The sequence below is a fragment of the Streptomyces sp. NPDC058955 genome, assembly GCF_042741435.1.
Taxonomy (GTDB): Bacteria; Actinomycetota; Actinomycetes; order Streptomycetales; family Streptomycetaceae; genus Streptomyces.
Genome location: NZ_JBHYKM010000056.1, coordinates 21,390 through 32,302 on the forward strand (window position 1 = coordinate 21,390; position 10,913 = coordinate 32,302).

Genomic DNA, 10,913 nt, shown 5'->3' on the forward strand with positions numbered 1-10,913 from the left:
CTAGGGCCGGCCCGCGCGCCGCCCCGCGCCCCCGCCCCGGCCCCGGGGCCCCCCCCCCCCCCCCCCCCGGGGGGGGGGCCCGTCCGGCCGGGTCAGCTCTGGGCCGACGCCCCGAACCAGCGCTCCAGCCGCTCGCGCAGCTCCCACGGGTCGTCGCCGGCCCAGACCACGTGTCCGTCCGGACGCAGCAGCGCCGCCGGCACACCGGGCTCGTCGCCGGCGGGCACGACGACCTCCACCCGGTCCTCCCAGCCCGCCACCGAGAGCGTCCCCGTCCGGTCGAGCAGCAGTCCGCGCCCGGCGCGCGCCGCCTCGTAGAGGCGCCCCTCCTTCAGTGGCACGTCGCGCAGCCGACGGCCGACCAGGGCCGGGTCGCCGTCCTCCGCGTAGCCGTAGCGGATGTCGATCGCGGTGAGCTTCCCGATCAGGTGCCGGTTGACCTCGTCGAAGTCCATCAGCTCCGCGAGCAGCCGGCGCACCGCCCGCGCCCCCGGCTCCTCGGACATCAGCTCCATCTGGGCGCGGGTGTTGTCGAGCACGGCGGCGGCGACCGGGTGGCGCTCGGAGTGGTACGTGTCGAGCAGCCCCTCGGGTGCCCAGCCCAGCACCTCGGCGGCCAGCTTCCAGCCGAGGTTGAAGGCGTCCTGCACCCCGAGGTTGAGGCCCTGGCCGCCGGTCGGCGGATGGATGTGGGCGGCGTCGCCGGCGAGCAGCACCCGGCCCTCGCGGTACCGCTCCGCCTGCCGGGTGCCGTCGCCGAAGCGGGACGTCCAGCGGGGCTCGTGGATCCCGAAGTCGGTGCCGCCGACGGCGGTCAGACGCTCCCTCAGCTCGTCGAGGGTCGGCGCGGAGCGGTCGGCGGAGAGCCCGGCGGCGGGCACGACGAAGCGGAAGAGCCCGTCGCCGAGCGGCATCACGCCGTACCGCATCTGCGTCTTGCGGACCTCGGCCACCACGGGGACGACCTCCTCCCACGGGACCCCGATCCGCGCCTCCGCGATGAGCGTCTCGTGCCGGGCGGGCAGCCCGGGGAAGCCGATCCCGGTCAGGGCGCGGACGGTGCTGCGGCCGCCGTCGCAGCCGACCAGCCAGCGGGCCCGCAGCCGCGTCCCGTCGGCCAGCTCCGCTGTCACGCCCTCCGCGTCCTGGTCGAGCCCGACCAGCTCCTGCCCCCGTCGCAGTTCCACGCCCCGCTCGCGGGCGTGCTCGTCGAGCAGTTCCTCGGTGACGTTCTGCGGGATCCCAAGGACGTAGGAGTGGGCGGTGTCCAGGCCCTCGGGCCAGCTGGTGCCGAGCCCGGCGAAGAAGCCGCCGACCCGGTACTGCTGCCCGCGGGCGAGGAAGCGGTCGAGGAGCCCGCGCTGGTCCATCACCTCGATGCTGCGGACGTGCAGCCCGAGCGCCCGGCTGTGCCCGCTGGGCTCCGCCGCCTTCTCCAGGACGAGCGGCCGCAGGCCCCACAGGCGCAGCTCGGAGGCCAGCACGAGCCCGGTCGGCCCGCCGCCGATCACAAGGACATCGGCATCGAACATGTAGGCATTCCCCCATCGGTCTGTGCGGTACGAGCGCCGATTCTGCGCCAGGGACGGGGTCTTGCCGCAAGGCCCCCCATGCGCTATACGTTGAAGAGGGCGAGGAACCGGTGGTTCCCCGCCTTCGTCGTGTGCGGCGCCTTCCGCCGGGCTCCGGGGGTCAGCTCAGGTCGTACCGCATCAGGATCCGGGGGTGGCCGGAGAGCACCGAGGTGGTATCGGCGGCCCACACGAAGCCCGCGCGTTCGAAGTTCTTCCGCAGCCCGGGATACGCCATCGTCAGGTCGACCCGCGCGTCGCCGTTGTCCAGCGGGTACGCCTCCAGCGCCGGCGCCCCGTGCGCGCGGGCGAACTCGACCGCGCCCGCGATCAGGGCGTGGCTGACGCCCTTCTTGCGGTGCCCCGGGCGGACCCGGATGCACCAGAGCGACCAGACCGGCAGGTCGTCGACGTGCGGGATCTTCCGGTTGCGGGCGAACTGGGTCTCCGCGCGGGGGGCGACGGCGGCCCAGCCGGCCGGTTCGCCGTCGTCGTAGGCGAGGACGCCCGGTGGCGGCTCCTTGGCGCACAGGCCGGCGACGAACTCGCCCCTCTCCGGTTCGCGCAGTTCCTTGTTGAGCTTGGTCGGGATCCGGTAGCTCAGGCAGAAACACACGTTGGCGGTGGGCGACTTGGGGCCGATCACGGCGCGGACGTCCTCGTAGACGGAAGCCGGACGCACTTCGATGCTCATGCCTCCACCCTGGCACGGGCGCCGCCCCCGGCGCACGGGCGGCGCACGATGCTCCGTACGGAGGAAGCGCCTCCGGTTCAGGTGCGCAGCTCGCGCGCCTCGAAGCGGCCCTCGCCGAGGGCCAGGACGAAGGTGACCTGCTGTCCCTCGGAGAGGGCGCGGACGCCGTCCTCGACGTCCTCCGCCCGGAAGTAGACGGGTTCCTCGGATCCGACGGGCAGCACGAACCCGTAGCCGGCGCGGCGGTTGAAGGACTGCACGAATCCGGTGGTGCGGTTGTCCACGGCGACCTCCTTCGCTCCGGGCGCGCACGGCGCCCCACCGGATCTGTACCCCGTGCGGGGCGGCCCCGCCAGCCGGGCCGGGGCTCAGAAGACGGAGAGGCCGGTGATGGTGGTGAAGCGGTCGAGGGCGGCGACGCCGGCGACCGAGTTGCCCCGCTCGTCGAGGCCGGGGCTCCACACGCACAGGGTGCAGCGGCCGGGCACGACGGCGATGATGCCGCCGCCGACCCCGCTCTTGCCGGGGAGGCCCACCCGGTAGGCGAAGTCGCCGGCGGCGTCGTAGGTGCCGCAGGTGAGCATGACGGCGTTGATCTGCTTGGCCTGGCTGCGGGTGAGGAGCCGGCTGCCGTCGGCGCGGATGCCGTGCCGGGCGAGGAAGCCGGTGGCGACGGCGAGGTCGGCGCAGGACGCCTCGACCGAGCACTGCCGGAAGTACTCGCGCAGCAGCGTGGGGACGGGCGTGGTGATGTTGCCGTACGAGGCCATGAAGTGGGCGAGGGCCGCGTTGCGGTCGCCGTGCTCCGTCTCGGAGGCGGCCACGTCCCGGTCGAAGTCGAGGTCGTGGTTGCCGCTCTCGGCGCGCAGGAAGTCCCGCAGCACCCCGGAGGCGTCGCCGGTGAGCCGGTGCAGCCGGTCGGTGACGACGAGCGCGCCCGCGTTGATGAACGGGTTGCGGGGGATGCCCCGCTCGTACTCCAGCTGCACGAGGGAGTTGAAGGGGTTGCCGGAGGGTTCGCGGCCCACGTGCTCCCACAGCTCGTCGCCCTCCTTGGCGAGGGCGAGCGCGAGGCTGAAGACCTTGGTGACGGACTGGGTGGAGAAGGGCCGCTGCCACTCCCCCACGCCGTACACGCTGCCGTCCAGCTCGGCGACGGCCATCCCGAAGCGGTGCGGGTCGCCGGCCGCGAGCGCCGGGATGTAGTCGGCCGGGCGACCCCGGCCGGCCAGGGCCTCGATCTCCTCGGCGACGCGTTCGAGGACGGGCAGGAACGACTGCATCATGATCGTATTGTGCCGCGTCCGGCGGGGAGCGGTCCGGCGGCCCGGCCGTGGTCCGCTGTCGGTCCCGGGTGCCATGATCACCGGATCGATCCACCGCCCGTCCAGCAGCAGGGAGAGCACGCCGTGGCCGACAGCCCCTCCGCCCCGTTCCGGCTCCACCCGGGGGCCGCGGACTCCCCGGTCCTCCTCCACGTCCCGCACTCCGCGCGGGAGATACCGGCCGCGGTGCGGGACGGCATCGTCCTCGACGACGCCGCGCTCGGCCGCGAACTGGACCACATCACCGACGCCCACACCGCGGAGATCGCCGCCCGCGCCGCCACGGCGGCGGGGCGGACGCCCTGGCGGTTCGTGAACGGCCTCTCCCGGCTCGTGGTGGACCCCGAGCGGTTCCCGGACGAGCGGGAGGAGATGCTCGCCAGCGGCATGGGCGCGGTCTACACCCGGACCACCCACCGCGAGGAGCTGCGGCCGGCCGGCTTCGACGGACGGCCGCTGATCGAGCGGTACTTCGAGCCGTACGCGCGGGCCATGACCGAGGCCGTCGCCGGCCGGCTCGCCGCGACCGGGCGGGCGGTCGTCGTCGACGTCCACTCGTACCCGACCCGGGCCCTCCCGTACGAGCTGCACGGCGAGGGCCCGCGGCCGCCCGTCTGCCTGGGCACGGACCCCTTCCACACCCCGGGGTGGCTGCTGGACGCGGCCCGGGAGGCGTTCGCCGGGTTCGGCGGCACGGGGATCGACAGCCCCTTCGCGGGGACGTACGTGCCGCTGCGGCACTACGGGCGGGAGCCGGAGGTCAGCGCCCTGATGGTGGAGATCCGCCGGGACGTGTACATGGCCGAGCCGGGCGGCGCGGCCGGTCCCGGGCTCGGCGCCCTCGCGGACGCCCTGGCCGTGCTGGTCGACCGGGTGTCCGCGCGGGGCGCCTGAGCGGGCTCAGCCGGCGACGCGGGCCATCCACTCCTCCACCTCGGCGGAGGTGCGGGGCAGACCGGCCGAGAGGTTCTCGTGGCCCTCCTCGGTGACCAGCAGGTCGTCCTCGATGCGGACGCCGATGCCGCGCCACTCCTCGGGCACGGTCAGGTCGTCGGGCTGGAAGTAGAGACCCGGCTCGACGGTGAGGACCATGCCCGGCGCGAGGACGCCGTCGACGTACTCCTCGTTCCGCGCCGAGGCGCAGTCGTGCACGTCGAGGCCGAGCATGTGGCCGGTGCCGGCCATGGTGAAGCGGCGCTGGAGGCCGAGTTCGTACGCGCGGTCCACCGGGCCCTCGATGAAGCCCCACTCGACCAGCCGGGCCGCCAGGTGCCGCTGGGCGGCCTCGTGGAAGGCGCGGTAGGGGGCGCCGGGCTTCACGGCGTCGAAGCCGGCCTGCTGGGCCTCGTACACGGCGTCGTAGACCTGCCGCTGGACCGGGGTGAAGGTGCCCCTGATGGGGAGGGTGCGGGTGACGTCGGCGGTGTAGAGGGAGTGGGTCTCCACGCCGGCGTCGAAGAGCAGCAGCTCGCCGGGGCGGACCGGGCCGTCGTTGGCGGTCCAGTGCATGATCGTGGCGTGGTCGCCGGCGGCGCAGATGGAGCCGTAGCCGACCGAGTTGCCCTCCAGGCGGGCGCGGCGGAAGAAGGTGCCCTCGATCCACCGCTCGGAGGTGGCGACGGCGGTGGACAGGTCGCCGATGGCGTCGGTGAAGCCGCGGACGGTGGAGTCGACGGCCTTGCGGAGCTCGCCGACCTCCCAGGCGTCCTTGACCAGGCGCAGCTCGCTGAGGGTGTCCTCCAGCTCGGTGTCGCGCTCCTCGTCGGTGGTGACGGCCGCCTCCAGGGCGGGGTCGACGCCGCGGACGATCCGGGTGGGCACGCCGGCGCCGGCGGCCAGGTGCGCGGGCAGTTCGCGGACGTCGCGGCAGGGCAGTCCGAGGACGCGCTCGGCCTCGGCGAGGGAGAGCCGGCGGCCCATCCACAGCTCGGCGGTGTAGCCGATCCAGAAGGTGTCGTCGTCGCGGCCGTCGCGGGGCAGCACGTAACAGTGCTCGTCGTGGCCGCCGTCGGCGCGGGGCTCCAGGACGAGCGCGCAGTCGCGGGCCTGGTCGCCGGTCATGTGGACGTAGGCGGAGTGCGGGCGGAAGGGGTACGTGTCGTCGTTCGAGCGGACCTTGAGGTTGCCGGAGGGGACCACCAGGCGCTCGCCGGGGAACCGCGCGGAGAGCGCGGCCCGGCGGGCGGCGGCGTACGGCGCCTGCTCGGCCTGGACCAGGTCGTGCCGCTCGGTGTCGGCCCAGCCGGTCCGCATCAGCGCGGAGAGTTCCTCGGATACGCCGTCGTAGAGGCCGTTCTTGCGACCCTTCGCCACGTCGTGCTCCTTCGTCGTGAATGCCTCGTGGAACCGCCGGTCGTCGGCGGCTCACGGACCGTAGCCCGCCGCGCGGGCCGATGGGGCCCAGGAGTGCCAGTGGCACGGATCGGACACCGGGAGGGGCTGGGGGCGCCCAGAATGGGTGCCATGGCGAACGCGAGACTGGGCGAGGCCCTGCGGCTCCTGGGCCTCGGCGAGGGGGCGGCGCGGGTGTACCACGTGCTCCTGGAGCGGGCCCCGGCGCCGCTGGAGGCGATCGGCGCGGCGGCCGGGCTCGACGGGCCGGCGCTGGCGGAGGCGTACGGGGAGCTGGTCGACGCGGGGCTGGCGAGCGCGGCGGCGGCGGGCGCCGACACGGTGGCGCCGGTGCCGCCGGCGGCGGGCCTGGAGATCCTGGGCCGGCACCGGGCGGCGGAGCTGGACGAGTCCCGGATCACGGTGGGCGGCGCCTTCGAGGCGTTCCGGCGGCAGCGGCTCGCCGCGCACGACGACGACCTGGTGGAGGTGGTGACCGGGGCGGCGATCGGGCCCCGGCTGCGGCAGGCGTGGGCGAGCGCCCGGCAGCAGATCCGGCAGATGGACTCGCCGCCGTACCTGGTGATCCCCGGTTCGACCGAGGACGCGCTGGCGACGCTGGCCCGGGGCGTCACCCAGCGGGTGATCTACTCGCGGGCCTCGCTGGAGCAGCCGGGGCATCTGGAGGAGGCGATCGAGCCGGTGATCGCGGCGGGCGAGCAGGCCCGGGTGCTGCCCTCGGTGCCGGTGAAGCTGGTGATCATCGACGACGCGTACGCGCTGGTCTCGCTGTCGATCCGGGAGGCCGACGTGCACCACACGATGCTGGTGGTGCAGCCGTGCGGACTGCTCTCGGCGCTGGTGGCGCTCTTCGAGCAGTCCTGGCGGGACGCGCTGCCCTTCCACGGCCGCACCGCGCTCCCGGGCGGGCTCCGGCCGGCCGACCGTCGGCTGCTGTGGCTGCTGGCCGGGGGTGCGGCGGACGAGGTGATCGCCCGGGAGATCGGCGTCAGCCGCCGCACCCTCTTCCGCCGGATCCAGGTCCTGATGGCCCGGCTCGGCGCGACCAACCGCTTCCAGCTGGCGCTCCAGGCCCAGCGGCACGGCTGGCTCTGACCGCTCGGGTCAGGAGCCCAGGTGCTTGCGCAGGAAGGTGTACATCAGGGCCTTGTTGCGGGCCGCCTGCGCGTTGTCGGTGGCGCCCGCGTGCCCGCCGCCGGTGTTCTCGTGGAAGAGCACCGGGTGGCCCAGCTCGCGCAGCCGCGCCGCCGCCTTCCGCGCGTGGCCGGGGTGCACCCGGTCGTCGCGGGTGGAGGTGGTGAGCAGCACCGGCGGGTAGGAGGCGTCGGCGGTGAGCCGGTGGTACGGGGAGAGCTCGCGCAGGTGCGGCAGGTCGGCCTCGTCGTCGGGGTCGCCGTACTCGGCGATCCAGGAGGCGCCGGCCAGCAGCTTGTGGAAGCGGACCATGTCGAGCAGCGGCACCTGGCAGACGATCGCGCCGAACAGCTCCGGGTAGCGGGTGAGCATGGCGCCCATGAGCAGGCCGCCGTTGCTGCCGCCGGCCGCGCCGAGCCGTTCCGGGGTGGTGATGCCGCGGGCGACGAGGTCGCGGGCGACGGCCGCGAAGTCCTCGAAGGCCCGGTGCCGGTGGGCGCCGAGCGCGGCCTGGTGCCAGTCGGGGCCGTACTCGCCGCCGCCGCGGATGTTGGCGATGACGTACGTGCCGCCGGTCTCCAGCCAGCCGCGGCCGGTGAGGGCCGCGTACGACGGGGTGAGGGAGACCTCGAAGCCGCCGTAGCCGTAGAGGAGGGTGGGGCCGGGGCCCTGGGAGCGGTCGGGGCCGACGACGAAGTACGGGACGCGGGTCCCGTCCTCGGAGACGGCGAACGCCTGCTCGACGGAGAGTCCCGTGGTGTCGAAGCGGGCCGGGGCCTGGCGGAGGATCTCGGTGTCGCCGCCGATGGTGCCGCGGGTGAGCGTGGACGGCTGGAGGAAGCCGGAGACGTCGAGGAAGTACTCGTCGGAGACGTCCGGGTCGGTGTCGGTGACGGCGACCGCCGACAGCGGCGGGACGTCGGCGAGCGGGGCGCGCGACCAGCCGCCCTCCTCGCGCGGGGTGAGCACCTCGATGCGGGTGCTGACGTCCCGCATGGTCTCCAGGACGAGGTGGTGCCGGGTCCAGGAGTGGCCGGCGAGCGCGGTCCGCTCGTCCGGGGTGAAGAGGGCCTCGGCGGTGCGGTCGCCGGCCAGGAAGGCGTCGAAGTCGAAGGCGAGCAGGGCGCCGGCGGGGTGTCCGAGCCAGGGCGACTTGAGGGTGACGATCAGGTGCTTGCGGTGGGCGTAGACCTCGGCGTCCTCGGGGACCTCGATCTTCACGAGCCGGTCGTCGGCGGTGAGGAGGTGGGTCTCGCTGCGGAAGAAGTCGAGGGAGCGGCCGACGAAGGCGCGCTCGTAGCCGGGGGTGGCGTCGTGCCAGGCCCAGGCGGAGACGTCGGCGGGCGCGCCCTCGAAGACGGTGGGGGCCTCGGCGAGCGGGGTGCCGCGCCGCCAGCGGCGGACCGTGCGGGGGTAGCCGGCGTCGGTGAGCGAGCCGGGGCCGTGGTCGGTGCCGACGAAGACGGTGTCGGCGTCGATCCAGCCGATGCTGGTCTTGGCCTCGGGCACGGTGAAGCCGCCGTCCACGAAGGCGCGGGACTCCAGGTCGAACTCGCGGACCACGGTGGCGTCGCCGCCGTCGCGGGAGAGGCTGACGAGGGCCCGGTCGTGGGCGGGCCGCCGGACCCGGGCCCCGGCCCAGACCCACTTCTCGCCCTCGGCCTCGGCGAGCGCGTCCACGTCGAGGAGCGTCTCCCACTCGGGGGCGTCCTTGCGGTACTGCTCCAGGGTGGTGCGCCGCCACAGGCCCCGTACGTGCTCGGCGTCCTGCCAGAAGTTGTAGAGCCAGGGGCCTCGGCGGGTGGTGTACGGGATGCGGTCGACGGCGTCGAGCACCTCGCGCAGGCGGTCGGCGAAGGCGTCGAAGCCGGGCCCGGCGGCGAGCTCGGCCTCGGTCTCCGCGTTCCGCTCGGCCACCCAGGCGAGGGCGGCCTCGCCGTCGACGTCTTCCAGCCACAGGTACGGGTCGTCATGGTTCACGCGGGCCATTGTCCCCCGCCGCCCGGCGGCGGGGTCCGCTCAGTCGGCGATCTCCTTGTGCACCTGGGTCCCGTCGGCGTCGACGGCGAGGTAGCCCGTCGCGGAGTAGTCGTTGGTCCGGTAGACGAGGAGGGTGGGGCGGTCCTTGTTGAAGGACCAGCGCTCGGCGATCAGGTACCGGGAGGTGGGCGACTCGACCTTGAGCTCGCGGTCGGCGCGCTTCGCCAGCTCCGGCAGGTCGTCCCAGGGCATCGTGGTCGGGTCGAACGGCTGCTCGTCGGCGTCGGAGGCGCCGATGGTGCCGCCGACTCCCTGCCGGCTGACCTCGCCGTCCCGGTAGATGTACCGGTCGTAGGTCCTGGCGCCGGGCTTGGTGGGGATCTCGGCGACGACGTACTCCTCGTAGACGACCAGCTGCTTGACGGTGGACACACCGGTGGCGTCCTTGAAGGCGGCGACGGCGGTGCGGACGCCGGCCGGGGTGAGGTTCGAGCCGGCGGCGGGGGTCGTGGGAGCGGTGGTCGTCGGGGTGCCGGCGGACGTGCCGCCGGGTGAGGCGGTGCGGCCGGTCGATCCCGTCGATCCCGTCGATCCGGTCGAGCCGGTCGATCCGGTCGAGCCGGTCGAGCCGGTGGAGCCGGTCTGCTTGCCGTCGCCGGTGCCCAGGCCGAGGCCGCCGGTGCTGCCGCCGTCGCCGCCCTTCGGGAGGAACTGGCTGATGCCGAGGGCGAGCAGCGCCGCCGCGAGGACCAGGCCGCCGGTGAGCCTGGCGAGACGCCTGCGCCGGTCGGGGGCGCGGGCCGGAAGGGGCTGTCGGTGGGCCGGCGGGGCGTACGGGTGGGGCGGGGGTGCCGGGTACGCGACGGGGGTCGGCGGGCCGAAGCCCGGCGGCACGGCGTCGGCGGGGACGGCCGCCGCCTCGGCGAGGAGGCGTTCGAGTTCGGCGCCGTCGGGGCGCAGGGCGGGGTCGCGGACGAGGATCCGGTTCAGGACGGGGCCGAGCGCGCCGGAGCGGACCGGCGGCGGGATCGGGTCGTCGAGGACGGCGACGACGGTGGCGAGGCTGGTGGCGCGGCGCAGCGGGTGGTGTCCCTCGGTCGCCACGTACAGGAGCATGCCGAGCGACCACAGGTCGGAGGCCGGGTTGCCCTCCTCGCCGCGCACCCGCTCGGGGGCGATGAACTCGGCGGAGCCGATGAGGTCGCCGGAGGCGGTGAGCCGGGAGGTGGACTCGTCGAAGTCGGCGATGCCGAAGTCGGTGAGGACGGCGCCGCCTTCGGCGCGCAGCAGGACGTTGGCGGGTTTGACGTCGCGGTGCTGGATGCCGGCGGCGTGGGCGGCGCGGAGCGCGCCGAGGACCTGCCGGCCGAGGGCGATGGCCTCGGGGACGGGGAGCGGTCCGGCGGCGAGCCGGTCGGCGACGGAGCTCCCCTCGACGAGTTCCATGACGATCCACGGGGCGGAGCCGTCGGCGGGCTCGACGATGTGGTGGACCGTCACGACGTGCGGGTGGGAGAGGCGGGCGAGCGCGCGGGCCTCGCGGACCGCCCGGGCCCTCAGTTGGGCCGTCAGGCCGGGGTGGGCCTCTTCGGCGGCCGGGTCCGGCGGGCGGACCTCCTTGAGGGCGACGTCCCGGTCGAGGGCGATGTCGCGGGCCCGCCAGACGGTGCCCATGCCGCCGCTGCCCAGCCGGGAGATCAGCCGGAACCGTCCGTCGACGAGAGGTCTGCCGTCGTCGTCACTCGTGCTCATGGGCCGTCATCGTAGGCGGTCGGGGTGACAGCCCCGGGGCCCGGGCGGCGGGGGCGCGCGGGGCGCCCGGGGGGCGCGCGGGGGGTGGGGTGGGAGCGCGTGCGC

Annotated in this window: 9 protein-coding genes; 2 read left to right on the forward strand and 7 right to left on the reverse strand. The window is 74.9% G+C overall.

Annotated elements, in window-relative coordinates; all coding sequences use genetic code 11:
• Positions 1 to 92 precede the first annotated feature (92 nt).
• The 4 genes from rox to ACFW1I_RS21615 form a co-directional block, all read right to left on the reverse strand.
• Positions 93 to 1,532 (reverse strand): rifampin monooxygenase, encoded by a 1,440-nt coding sequence (rox, locus tag ACFW1I_RS21600; RefSeq protein ID WP_384672328.1) that lies wholly within the window; start codon positions 1,530 to 1,532, stop codon positions 93 to 95.
• Between the two features lie 160 nt (positions 1,533 to 1,692).
• Positions 1,693 to 2,265 (reverse strand): GNAT family N-acetyltransferase, encoded by a 573-nt coding sequence (locus ACFW1I_RS21605; RefSeq protein WP_384672330.1) that lies wholly within the window; start codon positions 2,263 to 2,265, stop codon positions 1,693 to 1,695.
• Between the two features lie 77 nt (positions 2,266 to 2,342).
• Entirely contained in the window at positions 2,343 to 2,549 is a 207-nt protein-coding gene (locus ACFW1I_RS21610) for a cold-shock protein (protein ID WP_384672333.1), read from the reverse strand.
• Between the two features lie 84 nt (positions 2,550 to 2,633).
• On the reverse strand, positions 2,634 to 3,551 hold the full coding sequence (locus tag ACFW1I_RS21615; RefSeq protein ID WP_384672335.1) for a glutaminase: 918 nt from the start codon (positions 3,549 to 3,551) through the stop codon (positions 2,634 to 2,636).
• A gap of 123 nt (positions 3,552 to 3,674) precedes the next feature.
• Here ACFW1I_RS21615 and ACFW1I_RS21620 point away from each other — a divergent pair, with 123 nt between their 5' ends.
• Entirely contained in the window at positions 3,675 to 4,484 is an 810-nt protein-coding gene (locus tag ACFW1I_RS21620) for an N-formylglutamate amidohydrolase (RefSeq protein ID WP_384672338.1), read from the forward strand.
• 6 nt (positions 4,485 to 4,490) lie between these two features.
• Here ACFW1I_RS21620 and ACFW1I_RS21625 read toward each other — a convergent pair whose 3' ends face one another.
• Positions 4,491 to 5,903, reverse strand: a complete 1,413-nt coding sequence (locus ACFW1I_RS21625) for an aminopeptidase P family protein (RefSeq protein WP_384672340.1) — start codon at positions 5,901 to 5,903, stop codon at positions 4,491 to 4,493.
• A 150-nt stretch (positions 5,904 to 6,053) separates the two neighbouring features.
• Between ACFW1I_RS21625 and ACFW1I_RS21630 the strand changes: the two genes are divergently transcribed.
• Positions 6,054 to 7,037: a LuxR family transcriptional regulator gene (locus tag ACFW1I_RS21630; protein ID WP_384672343.1), complete on the forward strand. Its 984-nt coding sequence runs from the start codon at positions 6,054 to 6,056 to the stop codon at positions 7,035 to 7,037.
• A gap of 9 nt (positions 7,038 to 7,046) precedes the next feature.
• Here the strand turns inward: ACFW1I_RS21630 and ACFW1I_RS21635 are convergent, their stop codons facing one another.
• Together ACFW1I_RS21635 and ACFW1I_RS21640 are read right to left on the reverse strand one after the other, a co-directional pair.
• Complete coding sequence (locus tag ACFW1I_RS21635; RefSeq protein ID WP_384672345.1) at positions 7,047 to 9,065, reverse strand: prolyl oligopeptidase family protein; 2,019 nt, start codon at positions 9,063 to 9,065, stop codon at positions 7,047 to 7,049.
• Between the two features lie 30 nt (positions 9,066 to 9,095).
• Positions 9,096 to 10,808, reverse strand: a complete 1,713-nt coding sequence (locus ACFW1I_RS21640) for a serine/threonine-protein kinase (protein WP_384672347.1) — start codon at positions 10,806 to 10,808, stop codon at positions 9,096 to 9,098.
• Positions 10,809 to 10,913 lie beyond the last annotated feature (105 nt).

Excerpts from the sequence above, each read along its gene's own strand:
- ACFW1I_RS21635 (WP_384672345.1), bottom strand. The coding sequence starts at position 9,065 with ATGGCCCGCGTGAACCATGACGACCCGTACCTGTGGCTGGAAGACGTC.
- ACFW1I_RS21630 (WP_384672343.1), top strand. The coding sequence starts at position 6,054 with ATGGCGAACGCGAGACTGGGCGAGGCCCTGCGGCTCCTGGGCCTCGGC.
- ACFW1I_RS21615 (WP_384672335.1), bottom strand. The coding sequence starts at position 3,551 with ATGATGCAGTCGTTCCTGCCCGTCCTCGAACGCGTCGCCGAGGAGATC.
- ACFW1I_RS21640 (WP_384672347.1), bottom strand. The coding sequence starts at position 10,808 with ATGAGCACGAGTGACGACGACGGCAGACCTCTCGTCGACGGACGGTTC.
- rox (WP_384672328.1), bottom strand. The coding sequence starts at position 1,532 with ATGTTCGATGCCGATGTCCTTGTGATCGGCGGCGGGCCGACCGGGCTC.
- ACFW1I_RS21605 (WP_384672330.1), bottom strand. The coding sequence starts at position 2,265 with ATGAGCATCGAAGTGCGTCCGGCTTCCGTCTACGAGGACGTCCGCGCC.